We start from the raw sequence: 17,389 nt of genomic DNA, 5'->3' as shown, positions 1-17,389 counted from the left end.
CATCTTTTAACTACTCGGGATAACAATATGACCAACGTAATCATCACCACCAACATGGGCAACATGACCGTCGAACTGAACGACGAGAAGGCGCCTAAATCGGTAGCCAACTTCCTGAAATACATGGAAGCCGGCCACTACGCCAACACCATCTTCCACCGCGTGATCGACGGCTTCATGGTCCAGGGCGGCGGTTTCGAGCCAGGCATGAAGCAGAAGCCTGCCGACGACACGGTGGAAAACGAAGCCAAGAACGGCCTGAAAAACGAGCCGTACACGCTGGCCATGGCCCGCACCTCGGCGCCGCACTCGGCATCGGCCCAGTTCTTCATCAACGTGAAGAACAACTCCTTCCTCGACTACCCGGGCCAGGACGGCTGGGGCTACGCCGTGTTCGGTAAAGTCATCGAAGGCACCGACGTGGTCGACGCCATCAAGAAAGTCAAAACCACCCGCAGCGGCATGTTCGCCGACGTGCCGGCGGAAGACGTGATCATCGAGAAGATCGAACTGGCTGCTTAATGGGCAATACCGGCATGCGCGCGGCCGATGTCCGCGCGCTGTTCATCTCCGATCTGCATTTGCAGCCCGCGCATCCGGCCACCAGCGCAGCGTTCTACGACTTCCTGGACCAGCATGCGCGGCACGCGCAACAGCTGTATCTGCTTGGCGACCTGTTTGAATACTGGGCCGGCGACGACGATCTCAGCGATCCGTTTCACCAGCAAGTCATTGCCGCGCTGCGCCGCGTCAGCGATGCGGGCGTGTCCGTCTACTGGATCGCCGGCAACCGCGATTTCCTGGTCGGCCAGCAGTTCGCCGCGGCGGCGGGCCTGACCCTGCTGCCGGAAATCCACGTGGCCGAGATCGGCGGCCAGCGCCTGGCGCTGCTGCACGGCGACGCCCAGTGCACCGAGGACGTCAAGTACATGGAGTTCCGCGCGATGGTGCGGCAACCCGGCTGGCAGCAGCAGTTCACCGCGATGCCGCTGGCGCAGCGCAAGGCGATCATCGCCGGCATGCGCGAGAACAGCCGCAAGGACCAGGGCAGCAAATCCTACGAGATCATGGACGTGACGCCGCAGGCGATCAGCGACGTGTACGCGCAAACCGGCACCGACGTCATGATCCACGGCCACACGCACCGCCCCGCCCTGCACACGGTCGACGGCAAGCGCCGCTACGTGCTGCCGGACTGGGAGCCGGACGCCACGCCGCCGCGCGGCGGCTGGATCGCCATCGACGGCCGCGGCGCCATCACGCGCCACGATCTCGGCGGCCACATCATAACAGCGTGACATCGTTTGCCGCGCTGCCTATAATCGGCCACATGGGCACCCATTTACACCGAGGCATAGTTGCCGCCGCAGTACTGTCAAGCGGCGCGGCTTGGGGCGCGCCCCAGGAACTGACGGTCGCCTGGCGCGACAAGCCGCCCTACCATTACGTCGAAAACGGCCAGCCCAAGGGCTTCCTGCTGAAGCGCGTGCACGAGATTTTCGACGTCGCCGGGCTTAAGGCGCGTTTCGTCAACGAACCGCAGAAGCGCATCTGGGCCAACTTCACCCACGGCGCCACCAACTACTGCTCGATCAGCTGGTACCGCCTGCCCGAACGCGAGGCGGTGGCGCAGTTCACCTCGCCGATCCACGAAGACTTGCCGCACACGGTGCTGATTTCGCCGAAAGCGGTCGACCGCGTCAAGGCGCATCCGACACTGGCCTCGCTGCTGGCCGATCCCACGCTGTCGCTGGGCAAGGTGGATGGCGTTTCCTACGGGCCGGTGCTGGACCAGATGATCAAGGGCAGCAAGAACCAGATCATGAGCCGTACCGTGGAAACCACGCTGATGATGCGCATGCTGAGCGCCGGCCGCGCTTCCTACATGTTCGTCGACCGCGAGGACTGGGAATTTTTCCGCAACAAGGAAAAGGCGGTGCAAGCGTCGGTGCGCCATGATTTCCCGGACATGCCGCCCGGCATGCGCCGCCACATCGCCTGCAGCAAGGACGTGCCGGCGGAAACCATGGCCAAGCTGAACCAGGCCATCGCCGCGACCGGCGGCATCAACAATCCCGGCCATTCGGTCAAGCCGAAGTAAATCAGCGCCGGATCGACGCCATCGCCGCGTTCAGCCGCCGTATCAATTCCTGGTTGATGTCGCGCGTGTGGCGCGCCCAGCGCTCCATGGTGCGCTGCAGTTCCGCGTGCAGCTGGTTGGCCCGCTGCGCGTCGCCGGCGCCGGCCGCCCAGATCGCAAATTCGGCCTGGACCGCGAAGCTGTTGTAGCGGCCCAGCGCGAATTCGAACTCCGCCTTCGCCTCGTCCTGGCGCCCCGCCGCCGCCAAAGCCTGCGCCAGCAACAGCGAGACTTGCTCGCCGCGGAAGTTGGCGTCGCTGTTGCGGATGGTTTGCAGGTGCGCCACCGCCGCCGCCGCATTGCCGCTGGCCAGCGTGGCGCGCGCGGCGCCGTAGCGGATTTCCAGGTCGCCGGAGAACGGCCCCTGCAGGCAGGCCTCGTAGGTGGCGGCCGCCTCGTCGGCGTTGCCCGCCTCCAGCAGCGCGGTGGCCAGGCGCATCTGGTTTTGCGCGGTCGGCGTGTAGGCGTAGGCGTCGCGCGCCTCGCGCAGTTCGCGGCCGGGGTCGAGCGACTTGGCCGCCGCCGTCACCATCTTGCGGGCGCCGTGGTTCAGCCTGGAATCCGGCAGGTAGATCGCGAAGAAATACACGATGCTGCCCAGGCCGGGGAACATGAACAAAATCATCAGCCAATACATCTGCTGTCCGCTGCGGATCACGTGGATGGCGAAGAATATCGCCACCAGCACGTGCAATCCAATACCAAAAATCGTCATGGAGCTGCTCCAACTCGTTCATCAATGTCGCGAATTGTAGAAGCTCTTGACGTGTATCACAAGGAAAGTTGCCAATTACTTAAGCGCCAGCCGTGGCCGGCTGCTGCAGCCAGGCCGCCACGCAGCGCGCCATGCGGCCGGCGAACACGCCGCTGAACAGGCCGTACAGCGTGGTGACGCTCAGCGCGAACATCCATTGCCGCGGCGCTTCGGGATGCATGGCCGAGAACACCGCCACCATGTATTTGGTGCCGAAGATGGCCATCATCAGCACCAGCGGCGTCCAGCTGCCGCGCTGGAACAGCGTGCCGGCGGCGCGGTTGACCACGATGTCGGCGCCTTGCTGGATCTTCCACGTGATCGCCGCGCCGGCCAGCAGGCCCGCCGCCCAGACGCCCCAGACGCCGGCGCCCAGCACGCCGTGGCCGTCCAGGCCCGACAGCGACAGCCCCATCATCACCAGCGGCACGATGGACAGCCTCAGCAGCGTGATCTCGCGGTCGCGGCTGGCGAGAAAGCCGCGATAGATCAGGAAGGCCAGCAAGGCCCAAACGTACACGGGGGTGTGGGAAATAATTTGCTGAATCATCATCGGCTCCATAGGGCTGGTTAAGGTGTGACGCCACTATGCCGCTGCCGGCCGCCGTGCGCGGCGGCATGCGACGAAATGCACGCCGGCGGCGCGAAATGCAGCCGAACGGTGCGAGTTGCGGCCACTTGTTGCGCAAAAACGTTTGCTTACAAAGTTCCGGTGGCAAGTCGAGCGGACTCGGCATAAATTACTGAAAAGCAATGCTGACATCCGATCCTGGACGGAGACCTTCCCGATGACGCAAGCACCCACAGCGGCAGCCGCCGCCCGCTTCCTGGCGCAAGCCTCCCTGGGCGCCAGCCGCGCCGGCATCGCCCAGGTGCAAGCGCAGGGCTATGCCGGCTGGATCGACGCCCAGCTGGCCGCGCCCCGCTCCGGCACCCGCTGGGACTGGCTGGTATCCAAGGGCTACAACGATCTGAGCCACCGCAACTCCCAGGCCGGCTTCGACGCCTGCGCCTGGCGCAAGCTGATCAGCGCGCCGGACACCTTGCGCCAGCGCGTGACGCTGGCGCTGTCGGAAATCTGCGTGGTTTCCATCGACGGCCTGGTCGGCGGCGGCTGGCGCAGTTTTTCGGCGGCGGCCTACCTGGACCTGCTGGAAGACCACGCCTTCGGCAACTACCGCACGCTGCTGGGCGCCATCTCGACCAGCCCGGCCATGGGCCAGTACCTGACCTTCCGCGGCAACGTCAAGCAGAACCCGGCCACCGGCGCCCTGCCCGACGAAAACTATGCGCGCGAATTGATGCAGCTGTTCACCATCGGCCTGCTGCGCCTGAACGACGACGGCACGCCGGTGCTGGTCGACGGCGCACCCCGGGAAACCTACGGCCTGGGCGACATCACCGGACTGGCGCGCGTGTTCACCGGCTGGGATTTCGACATGGCCGGCCAGACCGCCACCGTGCCCGACTTCATGCGCCGGCCGATGATACAGATCGCCAAACGCCACGAGACCGGCGCCTCCACCTTCCTCGGCAGCACCGTGCCGGCCGGGCTGTCCGGCGCCGACGCGCTGAAGAGCGCGCTCGACATCATCTACGCCCATGCCAACGTCGCGCCCTTCATCAGCCGCCAGCTGATCCAGAAACTGGTGACCAGCAACCCGTCGCCGGCCTACGTCGGGCGCATCGCGGCCGTGTTCAACAACGACGGGCGCGGCGTCAAGGGCAATCTGGCGGCGGTGATCAAGGCGCTGCTGCTCGATCCCGAGGCGCGCGCCAGCACGTATATCGGCCCCAACTACGGCAAGCTGCGCGAGCCGATGCTGCGCTTCATCGGCTGGGCGCGCGCCTACAACGCGGGCTCCAGCACCGACGCCTGGAACATCGGCAACACCAGCGACGCCTCCACCCGGCTGGGCCAGAGCCCGTTGCGCTCGCCGTCGGTGTTCAATTTCTACCGGCCCGGCTACGTGCCGCCGAACAGCGCGGTGTCGAAGGCGGGACTGGTGGCGCCGGAATTCCAGCTGACCAATGAATCGTCGGTGGTCGGCTACGTCAACTACATGCAGCGCGCGGTCAGCAAGGGCGTGGCCGACGTGCTGCCCGACTACGCCACGCTGCTGCCGCTGGCCGCCAACGGCCAGGCGCTGGTCGACGAGATCAACCTGGTGCTGGCCGGCGGGCAACTGGGCAGCGCCACGATCGGCCTGATACGCGGCGCCATCGACACCATGTCCGCCAAGACCGAGGCCGCGCTGTACAACCGCATCTACGCCGCGCTGACGATGGTGCTGGCCGCGCCCGAATATCTCATTCAACAATAGAGGCCGCCATGACCGCCGATTCCTCCCGCCGCGCCTTCCTGCAACGCGCCTCGATGCTGGCCCTCAGCGGCGTGGCGACGCCGCTGGCCGTCAACCTGGCGGCGATGGCCGAAGCCTCGGCCGCCACCGCCAGCGACTACAAGGCCATCGTCTGCGTGTTCCTGTACGGCGGCAACGACTACGCCAACACGCTGGTGCCCTACGACGCCGCCAGCTACAACGCCTACTACGGCCTGCGGCCGACCTTGGCCTACCAGCACAGCGCGCTGTCGGCCACGCTGCTCAACCCGGCCGCGGCGCCGGTCGACGTCAACGGCACGGCGCACCAGTACGCGCTGGCGCCGGAGCTGGCGCCGCTGCTGCCGATCTTCAACGCCGGCAAGATGGGCGTGCTGCTGAACGTCGGCACGCTGATCCAGCCGACCAGCAAGCTGCAGTACACCACCCGGTCGGCGCCGCTGCCGTCCAAGCTGTTCTCGCACAACGACCAGCAATCGGAATGGCAGTCGTCGCTGCCGGAAGGCGCGTCGTCCGGCTGGGGCGGGCGCATGGGCGACCTGTTCCAGTCGGGCAACGGCAACGCCACCTTCACCTGCGTCAACGTGTCCGGCAACGCGGTGTTCCTGGCCGGCAAACAGGCGGTGCAGTACCAGGTGTCGCCCAACGGCTCGGTGCCGTTCAATGCGCTGCAAAAACCGCTGTTCGGCTCGGCCAGCTGCAGCAGCGCGCTGCAGACGCTGATCACCCAGCAATACGCCCATGCGATGCGTTCCGACTACGCGCAGGTGACGCAGCGCGCCATCTCGGCCAACGACGTGCTGACGGCGGCGCTGGCCGGCGGGCCGGCGATCAACACGCCCTTCCCCGATGCCAACGGCCTGGCCAGCCAGCTGAAAATGGTGGCGCGCATGATCGCCAGCGCCCCGGCGATCGGCGCCAGGCGGCAGGTGTTCTTTGTCTCGATGGGTGGGTTCGACACGCACGACGGCTTGCTCGGCGTGCATCCCGGCCTGCTGAAAAGCGTGGCCGATGCGATGGCGGCGTTCTACGCGGCCACGGTGGAGCTGGGCGTATCGAATCAGGTGACGGCGTTCACCGCGTCCGACTTCGGCCGCACGCTGAGCGGCAACAACGACGGTTCGGACCACGGCTGGGGCAGCATGCATTTCATGCTGGGCGGCGCGGTCAATGGCGGCCGCTTCTACGGGCGCGCGCCGGTGGTGGCCAGCGACGGGCCGGACGACGTCGGCCAGGGCCGCCTGCTGCCGACCACGTCGATCGAGCAATACGCCGCCACCTTGGGCGGCTGGATGGGCGTGTCGAACAGCGATCTGCTGAGCATGCTGCCCAGCCTGGTCAACTACAATGCCGGCGCGCGCAAGCTCGGCTTCGTCTAGCTGGCAGCACTACTGCGCCGGCTGCAAGTTGGCGACCAGCATGCCCGGACGGGTGCTGATGCCGGTCAGCACGAACTGCACGCCGGCATAGCGCAGGTCTTCCGGCTTGAAGGTGTGCACCGGCACATCCTTGAGCGCGTTCTCGCCCAGCAGGTTGGCCACGCTGGCAATCTGGTTCTGCTTGCCTTCATCCATGCCGTCGATGACGAAGCGGTCGACGTGCGCGTCGGTGATGTAGACCGTGTTGCGCATGCTGTCGACTTTCAGCCGGCCGGAAATGGCCATGCTGCCGCTCCACGACTGGCGCGCCAGCAGCGGCGCCACGTTGACGTCCAGGGTCAGCGCCACGCGGTCGTTCTCGGCCAGCACCGCCAGTTGCGGATGGCTCAACTCCACCTCGAACACACCCAGCATGCGGTGATGCACGGGGAATTTGCGCTCCAGGCTTTGCTGCATGCGCGCCTGCGGCAATTCCACCTGGCGCGGGCCGATCAGGCCGGCGCAGGCGGCCAGGAAACACAACAGCATCGCGGGCGCGGCCAATTTTACGTAGCGTTTAAGATCGGTCATTTGGTCTTTCTGAAGAAGGCGGGACGCCCGTATTATGAACCACACTCGCATCGGCTGCGCTGGCTGGAGTATCGGCAAGGAATGGGCGCCGAGTTTTCCTTTCGACGGCAGCCATCTGCAGCGCTACGCGCAGGTGCTGAACGCGGTGGAAATCAATTCCTCGTTCTACCGTCCGCACCAGAGCTCCACCTACCAGCGCTGGGCCGACAGCGTGCCGGACGATTTCCGCTTCTCGGTCAAGCTGCCGCGCTCGATCACGCACGACAACCGGCTGGCCGGTATCGCCGCGCCGCTGGCGCGCTTTGCCGGCGAGGCCGGCGCGCTGGGCGGCAAGCTCGGTTGCGTGCTGGTGCAGTTGCCGCCCAGCCTGAAATTCGAGCAGGCCGTGGCCGACGATTTCTTCCGCCACCTGCGCGACACCTTCAACTGCATGCTCGCCTGCGAAGCGCGCCACCACAGCTGGTTTGCCGATGACGGCAGCGCGCTGCTGCAGCGCCACGGCGTCACCCGCGTGATCGCCGACCCGCCAGCCGGCCAGCCGGGACCGCACGTGCCGACGGCGGAAGCGGCCTACGTGCGGCTGCACGGCAGCCCCCGCATCTATTATTCCGCCTACGAGGAGGCGTATCTGGACCAGGTGGCCGCCTACCTGAAAGAACGCGAAGGCTGGTGCATCTTCGACAACACCGCCTCCGGCGCCGCGCTGGGCAACGCGCTGTCCTTGTTCAATAAAACAACATAAAGCAAAAACGCTTGTTTTTTTGAATCTTAGTGTTATAGTTCACTACAACACCACTTCATTAACACACATCAAGGGGTACCCATGTATGTCCACGATAGGCTGGAATGACAATGCGCCGATTTATCGGCAACTGAAGGACAAGGTCGTCGGCATGATGCTGGACGGGCTGCTGAAGCCGGGCGACGCCCTGCCCTCGGTGCGGCAGGTGGCTGCGGATTACCAACTCAACCCGATAACCGTATCGCGTGCCTACCAGGAACTGGTAGACGAAACGCTCGTAGAAAAAAGAAGGGGATTAGGCATGTACGTTACCGACGGCGCCCGCGACAAACTGCTGGCCACTGAACGCGAGCGCTTCCTGCGCGAAGAATGGCCGGCGATGCTCGAACGCATACGCCGCCTCGGCCTGGAGCTGGAAATGCTGCTCAAGCCGCTCAACCCCGGAGGTGCGGCATGAGCGCCATCATCACCGCGTCCAAGCTCAGCAAGTTATACGGCAAGCAAGCCGCGCTGAACGGCGCCAGTTTCACGGTCGAGGCAGGCCGAATTGTCGGCCTGATCGGCCCCAACGGATCGGGCAAGACCACCACCCTCAAGGCCATCCTGGGCCTGACCCAGTTCGACGGCCAGCTGACGGTGCTGGGCATGGATCCGCGCACCCAGCGCGAGGCGCTGATGAACGACGTCTGCTTCATCGCCGACGTGGCCATCCTGCCGAAATGGCTGAAGGTCAAGGACGCGATCGCCTTCGTCGAAGGCGTGCACCCCCGTTTCGACCGCAGCAAGGCGGAGAAATACCTGGCCAACACCAAGCTGAGCCCGAACATGAAGGTCAAGGCCATGTCCAAGGGCATGGTGGTGCAGCTGCACCTGGCGCTGGTGATGGCGATCGACGCCAAGCTGCTGGTGCTGGACGAGCCGACCCTGGGCCTGGACATCCTGTACCGCAAGCAGTTCTACCAGAACCTGCTGGAAGACTACTTCGACGAAAACAAGACCATCCTGATCACCACGCACCAGATCGAGGAAGTCGAGCACATCCTGACCGACCTGATGTTCATCCAGGACGGCCAGATCTCGCTGGCCGCGTCGATGGACGAAGTGGGCGAGCGCTTCACCGAAGTGATGGTCGAGCCGCAATTCATCGCCGCCGCCAACGCGCTGCAGCCGCTGAGCCAGCGCACCGTGTTCGGCAAGGCCATCATGCTGTTTGACGGGGTCGCCCGCCACCAGCTGTCCACTTTTGGCGAACTGCGCACGCCCAGCGTTGCCGACCTGTTTGTCGCGACCATGAAAGGAACCTACGCATGAAAACGATGAAATGGCTGATCAAGCGCGAGATGTGGGAGCACAAGGGCATGCTGTTCTGGGCGCCCGTGGTGGTCGCGACGCTGATCGCGGTGCTGGCGCTGGCCGCGATCTTCCTGGGTCACAACGTCAACTTCAACGACGACGGCGACGCGATCTCGATCGGCAAGGTCACGATCGAAGGCGCGATGCGCATGCGCATCGTGCAGACCATGTCGCAGGCATACATGGCCTCGGCGATGCCGGTGCTGATGATGCTGAGCTTCCTGGTGTTCTTCTACTGCCTGGGCGCGCTGCACGACGAGCGCCGCGACCGCAGCCTGCTGTTCTGGAAATCGCTGCCGGTGTCGGACTTCACGACCGTGCTGTCGAAGGTGCTGCTGGCGTTGGTGGTGGCGCCGCTGATCACGATCGGCGTCGGCACGCTGCTGTCGCTGCTGATCCTGCTGGCCGGCTGCGTGATGATGCTGGCGCACGGCACCAACCTGTTCGGCGCGGTGCTGGCGACGCCGGACTTCTACCTGACGCCGCTGCGCCTGGTCGGCCTGCTGCCGGTGTACATCCTGTGGGCGCTGCCGACGGTGGGCTGGCTGCTGATGGTATCGAGCATGGCGCGCTCCAAGGTGTTCCTGTGGGCGGTCGGCACGCCGCTGGTGACGTCGCTGCTGCTGGTGTGGGCCGAGAAGGCGCTGCACTTCGGCATCAACGCGGGCTGGTTCGTCACCCACGTGGTCGACCGCATCCTGCTGGGCGTGATCCCGGGTTCGTGGCTGGTGTTCGAGGCGGACAAGATCGAGCTGAACCACGTTCCCCATGAGCTGGCGGTGCCGGAAACGATCTTCGGCGCATCGTGGTCGACGCTGGGCGGAACGAGCTTGTGGCTGGGCGTGGCGGCCGGCGTGGCAATGATCGCCGCCGCCGTCTACATGCGCCGCCGTCGCGAAGAAGGCTAAAAATCCGGGGTCAGATCCGACAATTGGACACGTTCTCAACCGTAGTAGCTCGCTACAGAAGAGGTCGTGTCCAAATGTCAGATCTGACCCCGGATTCTATTCGAACTGCTTGCGGAATTCGGCGAACTGGGCGGTCAGCTCTTCGACTTGCTGGCGCAGTTGCTGGACTTCCTGCTCCAGCGCGGCGACGCGGCCGCCCTGCCCCGCCGAACTGACCGAGCCGCCCAGGCCGGCGGCGGTTTCTTCGCGGGCCAGGGCTTCTTCCCCGCCCAGCAGCTGGCCGTAGCGCGGCTCCTTGGTGCCGGGCGCCAGGGCCAGGCGCGACACCAGCGGCGGGTATTTGTCGATCAGGAATTGCAGCGCCAGCTCGACATCGCCGACCGACTTGAAGTCGTGCAGGCGGCCGGTGCGGGTGCGGATTTCGCCCGCCGTCTGCAGGCCGCGCAGCATCAGTATCGTCAGCACGGCCAGCTTGTCCTGCTCCAGCGACCATTTGATGCGCATGCGGTGCTCGTACTTGGTCACGCGCGCGCCCGCCTGCGTGATGCCGTTGACGTACTTGCGCTGCATCAGCCGCTGCAGCACGTCGGCCACCGTCTCTTCCGACAACGACATCACCGGATCCCGGCTCGACAGCTGATTGCAGCCGTTCACCAGCGCGTTCAGCGACAGCGGGTAGTTATCCGGCGTCAGCGCTTCCTTTTCGGCCAGCACGGCCAGCACGCGGATTTCAAACGGGTCCAGCACTTCCACGCCATCGGGCGATGATTCCATATCCGGCATCCTTATTCGACAAGCTTGTTCAGTTGGTCGGAATTCAATTTATCACATTCGGGCACGCCCTGGCACTGCAGCCCCGCCGCCTTCATCGTCGCCAGGATGCGCTCGATCTGCTCTTCCTGCTTGACGGCGTGGTTGATCAGGCCGTGCAGGGCCTTCGACAACGGGTCGTCGCCGTTGGGCGTGACACCGTACGCGGAGAACAGGTTGGCGGTCGCGCTGGTGCCCGCCGCCACGTCCTTTTGCACGATGTGCGCCGGATTGCCGACCGCCGTGGCGCCCGGCGGCACCGGCTTCAGCAGCACGGCGTTCGAGCCGACCTTGGCGTACTCGCCCACGGTAAAGCCGCCCAGCACCTTGGCGCCGGCGCCGACGATGACGCCGCGCGCCAGGGTCGGATGGCGCTTGGTGCCGGTGTGCAGCGAGGTGCCGCCCAGGGTCACGCCCTGGTAGATGGTGCAGTCGTCACCCACCTCGGCCGTCTCGCCGATGACCACGCCGAAACCGTGGTCGATGAACACGCGGCGGCCGATGGTGGCGCCGGGATGGATCTCGATGCCGGTGACGATGCGGGCCAGGTAGGAGATGAACCGCCCCAGCCATTTCATGCCGTGCGTCCAGCACCAGTGCGCCCAGCGGTGCATGACGATCGCCTGCAGGCCGGGGTAGCAGGTCAGCACCTCCCAGGCGTTGCGGGCCGCGGGATCGCGTTCGATGATGCTGTTAATGTCTTGGCGCAAATGGTGGAACATGGATGATCAGGATGGCAACTGAAACGCTAATGGTAGCGTATTCGGTCGGTGGTTGCTGGAAAGCGGCTTGCTGGGAGGGAGACGGCGGCCCTCGTAACAGGCCGCCGGATATGTGTGTCGCTTAGATGTCCTTGGCGATACGCTGGCGGCGCGCTTCGTACAGACAGACGCCCGATGCGACGGACACGTTCAGGCTCTCGACCGAACCGAACATGGGAATGGACACCAGCATGTCGCAGGTCTCGCGGGTCAGGCGGCGCATGCCCTCGCCTTCCGAACCCATGACCAGCGCGGTCGGGCCGGTGAAGTCGGCTTCGTACAAACCTTTTTCGCCGTCGTCGGACGTGCCGATCAGCCAGATGTCGCGGTCCTTCAAGTCGCGCAGGGTGCGCGCCAGGTTGGTCACGGTGATGTAAGGCACCGTCTCGGCCGCGCCGCTGGCGACCTTGGCGGCGGTGGCGTTCAAGCCGACCGCGCGGTCCTTCGGCACGATCACCGCATGGGCGCCGACGCCGTCGGCCACGCGCAGGCAGGCGCCCAGGTTGTGCGGATCGGTGATGCCGTCCAGCACCAGCAGCAGCGGCGGGCCGTCGATGGCGTCAAGCAGTTCATCCAGATTGCGCGCCAGCGACAGCTGCGACGCGAAGGCGATCACGCCCTGGTGACGGCGGGTGCCGACGATCTTGTCCAGACGTGCCGAATCGACCGGCATCACGCGCACGCCGGCGGCCTTGGCGTTGGCCACCAGGTCCTTCATGCGGCGGTCGTCGCGGCCGATGTCGACGAAAATCTCTTCCACGGACGAAGCCTCATGACGCAAACGCGAGGTCACGGCGTGGAAACCAAAAATCATTTTATTCTTACTCATTTATCGCTTCTTTTTACTTTTTGAGACAGGCTTCGCCGCTCGGGGTGCTACCGGGGCAACCGCCCCGGCATTAGTCTTGCGGCCGTTGCGCGCGTTCCCGGCAGGCTTGGCTGCCGGTTTTGCCGCGGACTTCGCAGCGGCTTTGGGAGCCGCCGCGGTCGGCTGCGCTTTTGGCACGGCCGGGCCAGGCTTGATGTTGGTCTTGCGATCCTTCGACGGCCCGTCTGCCTTCGGCGGCGGCGCGTCGACGCCGGCCAGGCGCAGGTCGATCTTGCGCGACTCCAGGTCCACGCGCACCACTTGCACATTGACGCGGTCGGTCAGCTGGAAACGCTTGCCGGTGCGCTCGCCGCGCAGTTCGTGGCGGGCGTCGTCGTACTGGAAGTAATCGGCGCCGAGGTCGGTCACGTGCACCAGGCCTTCGACGAACAGCTGGTCCAGCTGCACGAAGATGCCGAAGGTGGTCACGCCGGTGATGACGCCGGTGTATTCCTCGCCCAGCTTGTCCTGCATGAAGTAGCACTTCAGCCAGGCCTCGACATCGCGCGACGCTTCGTCCGCGCGGCGCTCGTTGGCCGAGCAGTGCACGCCCAGCGCGTCCCACACGGTCAGGTCGACGGCTTTCTTTTCCTTGCCCTCGGCCTTGTCCTTGGCCTGCTGCTTGCGCGTGGCGTTGGACACGTTCGTGTTCAGCACGCTGGTGCTGGCGATCTTAGGCTCGTATTTCTTGCCCAGCAGGATGGCCTTGATGGCGCGGTGCGTCAGCAAGTCCGGATAACGGCGGATCGGGCTGGTGAAGTGGGCATACGCCTCGTACGCCAGGCCGAAGTGGCCGATGTTGTCGGGCGAGTAGACCGCCTGCTGCATCGAGCGCAGCAGCATGGTTTGCAGCAGCGACGCGTCCGGACGCTGCTTGACCTGCTTCATCAGCTCGGCGTAATCGCCGGCGGCCGGCTTGTCGCCACCGTTCAGGTTCAGGCCCACCTGCTTGAGGAAGGTGCGCACCTGCTTGAGCTTTTCAGCGGTCGGGCTGGCGTGGATGCGGTAGGTGCCGGGATGCTTGTGGCGGATCAGCAGGTCGGCCGCGCAGACGTTGGCGGTCAACATGCATTCCTCGATCAGCTTGTGCGCGTCGTTGCGGGTGCGCGGGATGATCTTTTCGATCTTGCCGGACGGGTTGCAGACGATGTAGGTCTCGGTGGTCTCGAAGTCGATCGCGCCGCGCTCGGTGCGCGCCTTCAGCAGCGCGTGGTAGACCTCGTACAGGTTCAGCAGGTGCGGCACGATGCCTGGGCGGCGCGCCGCCTCGGGACCCTTGGTGTTGCCGAGGATATCGGCCACTTCGGTGTAGGTCAGGCGCGCGGCCGAGTGGATCACGGCCGGGTAGAACTGGTAAGCCTTGACCTCGCCCTTGGCGGTGACGACGGCGTCGCACACCAGGGTCAAACGGTCGACGGCCGGGTTCAGCGAGCACAGGCCGTTCGACAGCTTCTCCGGCAGCATCGGAATCACGCGGCGCGGGAAGTAGACCGAGGTGCTGCGTTCGAGCGCGTCGGCGTCGAGCGCGTCGTTCGGCTTGACGTAGTGGCTGACGTCGGCGATCGCGACGATCAGGCGGTAGGCGCTGGTGCGGCCGATCTTGACCGGTTCGCAGTAGACCGCGTCGTCGAAGTCGCGCGCGTCTTCGCCGTCGATGGTCACCATCGGGATGTCGCGCAGGTCGACGCGGTCGGCCAGGTCGGCGTCGCGCACGTGGTCGGGCAGCTTGTTGGCCTGCTTGAGCGCGGCGTCCGAGAAGATGTGCGGCACGCCGAACTTGCGCACGGCGATTTCGATTTCCATGCCGGGGTCGTCCAGCGAGCCCAGTACTTCAACGATCTTGCCGACCGGCTGCTTGAAGCGCATCGGTTGCTCGGTCAGTTCGACGCTGACGATCTGGCCCGACTTGGCCTTGCCGATCGAGCCTTCGACCAGGATGTCCTGGGCGATGCGCTTGTCTTCCGGCGCGACGATCCAGGCGCCGTTCTCGTTCAACAGGCGGCCGATGATGTGGGTGTTGGCGCGGGTGACCACTTCGACGATGGTGCCCTCCGGCCGGCCGCGGCGGTCGACGCCGACGATCTTGGCCAGCACGCGGTCGCCGTGCAGCACTTTCTGCATTTCCTTCTCGGGCAGGAACAGGTCTTCGCCCGGCTCGTCCGGGATGACGAAGCCGAAGCCGTCGCGGTGGCTGCTGACGCGGCCCGCAACGAAGCCGGTTTCGGTGGCCAGCGAGAAGTGGCCATTGTCATCGGAGACGATCTGGCCGTCGCGCTGCATGGCGTTCAGGCGGCGCGACAACACGGCTTGGGCGTCGGTCGCGACCTTCAGCGACTTCGACAGTGCGCGCAGGTCAAGCGGCGCCTTAGCGCTGCGGAAGATGCCGAGAATTTCCTCCCGGCTGGGAATGGTGTGGGTAGATTGGTTCAAAAGTATTTCTGTAGTTATATTGACAGTATTCAGAGGAAATCCGGCCTGGCAAGTCCGTCAGGTGCATATATATGTCATGACGACAGCCATAGTGTACTTGGAAACGCTGCCCTTGACCAATTTGAGGGCCCCTTCGCAAATTTCACCGGGATTTTTAGAAAATGGCGTTTGACAATGCTCAGGATTGCTCTATAATCTTGGTCTCTCGCAGCAGCAACGCGAGAATTGCTAGACAGGGTTGATGTGCAGTAAGGAATGAAAGTTCATCTGGCGCGAAACTCTCCCCGTCGTTATAATAGCAGAGTTGTTTAGAAGCATCAGTGCCCACGTGGCGGAATTGGTAGACGCGCATGGTTCAGGTCCATGTGCCGCAAGGTGTGGGGGTTCGAGTCCCTCCGTGGGCACCACAAAATTCCGCAAAAAGCCTCCATCGAGTTCATACGAGATGGAGGCTTTTTTCATTCCGTCCACTCCAGCTTGAGCTGGGCGCGGATCTCGCGCAGCAGCGCCTGCTCGTCGACCGGCTTGCTGAGGAAGGCATTGGCGCCGACCTCGAGTGAACGCTCCTCCTCTTCCATCGTCGAACTGGCCGAAATCATCAGCACCGGCGTGTGGGCCGTGCGCGCGTCCGCCCGCAGGCGGCGCATGGTTTCGATGCCGTCCATGTCCGGCATCATCATGTCCAGCAGCACCAGGTCGGGCACGCCTTGCTCCATCTGGCGCAAGGCGCTGACGCCGTTGTCGGCCTCCAGCATGCGGAAGTCCAGCGCGCCCAGCAGGTCGCGCATCAAGGCGCGGTTGGTCGCCACGTCGTCCACCACCAGGATGGTCTTGCGCGGCCCGGTGTAGCCGGTGGCGACGTGGCCGCCGCCTGCGCCGGCGCTCGGCGCATCGACCACCTGCAGCGGCACATCGAACCAGAAACGGCTGCCATGGCCGGGCTGGCTTTCCACCTTCAATTCGCCGCCCATCAGCTGCACCAGCTGGCGGCTGATCGCCAGCCCCAGGCCCGTGCCGCCGGCGCGGCGCGACGCATCGCCGACCTGCTCGAACGGCCGGAAAATCGCTTCGATATGGTCGTTGGCGATGCCGATGCCGTCGTCGCGCACTTCGAAGCGCAGGTAGGCCAGGTCCTTGGCCGCGCCAGCCTTGGGCGGCAGCGGCAGCACCCGCAGGCGCACCGCGCCGCGGTCGGTGAACTTGACGGCGTTGCCCAGCAAGTTCAACAACACCTGGCGCAGGCGCGTCTCGTCGACGCTGACCGCGACCGGCAGGCCGGCCACCAGCTCCAGTTCGAAGTGCAGGTGTTTTTGCTCGGCCCGCACGCGCATGATGTCGGCTACCACGGACAGCAGATCGCCCAGCGCCACCGGCTTCGGATGGAAGTCCATCTTGCCCGCCTCGACGCGCGACAAATCCAGCACGTCGTTAATCAGCGCCAGCAAATGCTGGCCGCCCTGCTGTATCGTGCTGATGCCGGTCTGCTGCGCCGCGCCCAGGGTTTTGTCGCGCTTGAGGATTTGGGTGTAGCCGAGAATGGCGTTGAGCGGCGTGCGCAACTCGTGGCTCATGGATGCGAGGAAGGCGCTCTTGGCGCGGTTGGCCACCTCGGCGCGCTCCATGGCGGCGCGCAGGTCGTCGTTGGCGCGCTGCAGCTCGGCGTTGACGGCGGCCAGCTGGCCCGGGCTCGGGATGCGCAGCGCCACCGGCACCAGCCGCACCAGCACGATGGCGGTGACCAGCGAGGCGACGGCGGTGATCGCCTTGAGTATCACCGACAGCCAGTAGTCGGGATGCCAGATCACCCAGATATCGGCCACGTGCGTGCCGCCGCAGGCCAGGATGAAGACGCCGAAGGCGATGAACATCCAGTCGAACGGCATGTCGCGCCGCTTGCGGATGAAATAGAGCAGCGTGATGGGGATGGTCAGGTAAGCCAGCGCGATGATCGCGTCAGAGATGACGCTCATCCACAGGATGGAAGGTATCCACAAGAAGCAGTGGCCGTGCGGCATGAATCCCTGGCTACTGAACCAGTTGTTCAATATGTCCATTGCCTATCTCCGGTTGTATCAGGTGACGGGGCCAACATGAAGAGCTTACGAAAGCGTGAGCAAAGATGCAAACCACAAAAGATACAGTGTGCAATGCCTGGAGAGCAAGATTTTCTTTCTCTTCGCCCTTGACGGAGCCCTACGCCTACCGTATAGTTCTGGCCTCTGATGCAGAACACGCAGCAGAGAGTAGCAAGCAGTTCAGTGCCCACGTGGCGGAATTGGTAGACGCGCATGGTTCAGGTCCATGTGCCGCAAGGTGTGGGGGTTCGAGTCCC

The 17,389-nt window shown here is 64.8% G+C and carries 17 protein-coding genes and 1 tRNA gene; 10 read left to right on the top strand and 8 right to left on the bottom strand.

Translation table 11 applies throughout. From position 1 onward, the window contains the following. Positions 1-27: 27 nt before the first annotated feature. From ACCD07_RS23425 to ACCD07_RS23415, 3 genes are read left to right on the top strand one after another with little or no spacing between them, the layout of a single operon-like run. A complete protein-coding gene (locus ACCD07_RS23425; protein ID WP_176653971.1) occupies positions 28-522 on the top strand; it encodes a peptidylprolyl isomerase in 495 nt (164 codons plus the stop codon). Then, positions 522-1,298: a UDP-2,3-diacylglucosamine diphosphatase gene (locus ACCD07_RS23420; RefSeq protein WP_413448700.1), complete on the top strand. Its 777-nt coding sequence runs from the start codon at positions 522-524 to the stop codon at positions 1,296-1,298. Before ACCD07_RS23425 ends, ACCD07_RS23420 begins: the two co-directional genes overlap by 1 nt. Further along, on the top strand, positions 1,295-2,101 hold the full coding sequence (locus tag ACCD07_RS23415; RefSeq protein WP_413448699.1) for a substrate-binding periplasmic protein: 807 nt from the start codon (positions 1,295-1,297) through the stop codon (positions 2,099-2,101). The genes ACCD07_RS23420 and ACCD07_RS23415 overlap by 4 nt, the downstream gene beginning before the upstream one ends. Before the next feature lies 1 nt (position 2,102). Here the strand turns inward: ACCD07_RS23415 and ACCD07_RS23410 are convergent, their stop codons facing one another. Together ACCD07_RS23410 and ACCD07_RS23405 are read right to left on the bottom strand one after the other, a co-directional pair. Further along, positions 2,103-2,855, bottom strand: a complete 753-nt coding sequence (locus ACCD07_RS23410; RefSeq protein WP_413448698.1) for a tetratricopeptide repeat protein — start codon at positions 2,853-2,855, stop codon at positions 2,103-2,105. Positions 2,856-2,934: 79 nt separating this feature from the next. Then, on the bottom strand, positions 2,935-3,447 hold the full coding sequence (locus ACCD07_RS23405; protein WP_353402499.1) for a DUF6622 family protein: 513 nt from the start codon (positions 3,445-3,447) through the stop codon (positions 2,935-2,937). Between the two features lie 235 nt (positions 3,448-3,682). Between ACCD07_RS23405 and ACCD07_RS23400 the strand changes: the two genes are divergently transcribed. Continuing rightward, a complete protein-coding gene (locus ACCD07_RS23400; protein WP_413448697.1) occupies positions 3,683-5,218 on the top strand; it encodes a DUF1800 domain-containing protein in 1,536 nt (511 codons plus the stop codon). Positions 5,219-5,226: 8 nt separating this feature from the next. Next, positions 5,227-6,615: a DUF1501 domain-containing protein gene (locus ACCD07_RS23395; protein WP_413448696.1), complete on the top strand. Its 1,389-nt coding sequence runs from the start codon at positions 5,227-5,229 to the stop codon at positions 6,613-6,615. A gap of 9 nt (positions 6,616-6,624) precedes the next feature. On the opposite strand, the gene ACCD07_RS23390 is transcribed toward ACCD07_RS23395, so the two are convergent. Further along, positions 6,625-7,185: a DUF1439 domain-containing protein gene (locus ACCD07_RS23390; protein ID WP_413448695.1), complete on the bottom strand. Its 561-nt coding sequence runs from the start codon at positions 7,183-7,185 to the stop codon at positions 6,625-6,627. Between the two features lie 34 nt (positions 7,186-7,219). On the opposite strand from ACCD07_RS23390, the gene ACCD07_RS23385 reads away from it, so the two are divergent. The 4 genes from ACCD07_RS23385 (at position 7,220) to ACCD07_RS23370 (ending at position 10,188) form a co-directional block, all read left to right on the top strand. Beyond that, positions 7,220-7,927: a DUF72 domain-containing protein gene (locus ACCD07_RS23385; protein ID WP_413448694.1), complete on the top strand. Its 708-nt coding sequence runs from the start codon at positions 7,220-7,222 to the stop codon at positions 7,925-7,927. 85 nt (positions 7,928-8,012) lie between these two features. Further along, complete coding sequence (locus ACCD07_RS23380) at positions 8,013-8,384, top strand: GntR family transcriptional regulator (protein ID WP_176653963.1); 372 nt, start codon at positions 8,013-8,015, stop codon at positions 8,382-8,384. Next, positions 8,381-9,238 (top strand): ABC transporter ATP-binding protein, encoded by an 858-nt coding sequence (locus ACCD07_RS23375; protein ID WP_413448693.1) that lies wholly within the window; start codon positions 8,381-8,383, stop codon positions 9,236-9,238. Before ACCD07_RS23380 ends, ACCD07_RS23375 begins: the two co-directional genes overlap by 4 nt. Next, positions 9,235-10,188, top strand: coding sequence for a hypothetical protein (locus ACCD07_RS23370; RefSeq protein WP_176653961.1), 954 nt, complete (start codon positions 9,235-9,237; stop codon positions 10,186-10,188). The genes ACCD07_RS23375 and ACCD07_RS23370 overlap by 4 nt, the downstream gene beginning before the upstream one ends. Before the next feature lie 96 nt (positions 10,189-10,284). Here the strand turns inward: ACCD07_RS23370 and ACCD07_RS23365 are convergent, their stop codons facing one another. From ACCD07_RS23365 to rnr, 4 genes are all read right to left on the bottom strand, one after another. Continuing rightward, positions 10,285-10,962, bottom strand: coding sequence for a YceH family protein (locus tag ACCD07_RS23365; RefSeq protein ID WP_353402486.1), 678 nt, complete (start codon positions 10,960-10,962; stop codon positions 10,285-10,287). Between the two features lie 11 nt (positions 10,963-10,973). Then, complete coding sequence (gene cysE / locus ACCD07_RS23360; protein WP_413448692.1) at positions 10,974-11,720, bottom strand: serine O-acetyltransferase; 747 nt, start codon at positions 11,718-11,720, stop codon at positions 10,974-10,976. A gap of 121 nt (positions 11,721-11,841) precedes the next feature. After that, positions 11,842-12,588 carry a 23S rRNA (guanosine(2251)-2'-O)-methyltransferase RlmB gene (gene rlmB, locus ACCD07_RS23355; RefSeq protein WP_353402482.1) on the bottom strand — a complete coding sequence of 249 codons (747 nt, stop codon included), beginning with the start codon at positions 12,586-12,588 and terminating at the stop codon, positions 11,842-11,844. Beyond that, positions 12,589-15,057, bottom strand: coding sequence for a ribonuclease R (gene rnr, locus ACCD07_RS23350; protein WP_353402480.1), 2,469 nt, complete (start codon positions 15,055-15,057; stop codon positions 12,589-12,591). Positions 15,058-15,379: 322 nt separating this feature from the next. Between rnr and ACCD07_RS23345 the strand changes: the two genes are divergently transcribed. Then, positions 15,380-15,464: transfer RNA gene (locus ACCD07_RS23345), tRNA-Leu, on the top strand. A gap of 51 nt (positions 15,465-15,515) precedes the next feature. On the opposite strand, the gene ACCD07_RS23340 is transcribed toward ACCD07_RS23345, so the two are convergent. Then, complete coding sequence (locus ACCD07_RS23340) at positions 15,516-17,111, bottom strand: ATP-binding protein (protein WP_413448691.1); 1,596 nt, start codon at positions 17,109-17,111, stop codon at positions 15,516-15,518. Positions 17,112-17,389 lie beyond the last annotated feature (278 nt).

Origin of the sequence: Duganella sp. Dugasp56 (genome assembly GCF_047304105.1) — a bacterium.
In the GTDB taxonomy this organism is placed as follows: domain Bacteria; phylum Pseudomonadota; class Gammaproteobacteria; order Burkholderiales; family Burkholderiaceae_D; genus Rugamonas; species Rugamonas hordei.
The sequence above is the reverse complement of the archived record's forward strand: the minus strand, read 5'-3'. Positions and strand labels throughout refer to the sequence as shown.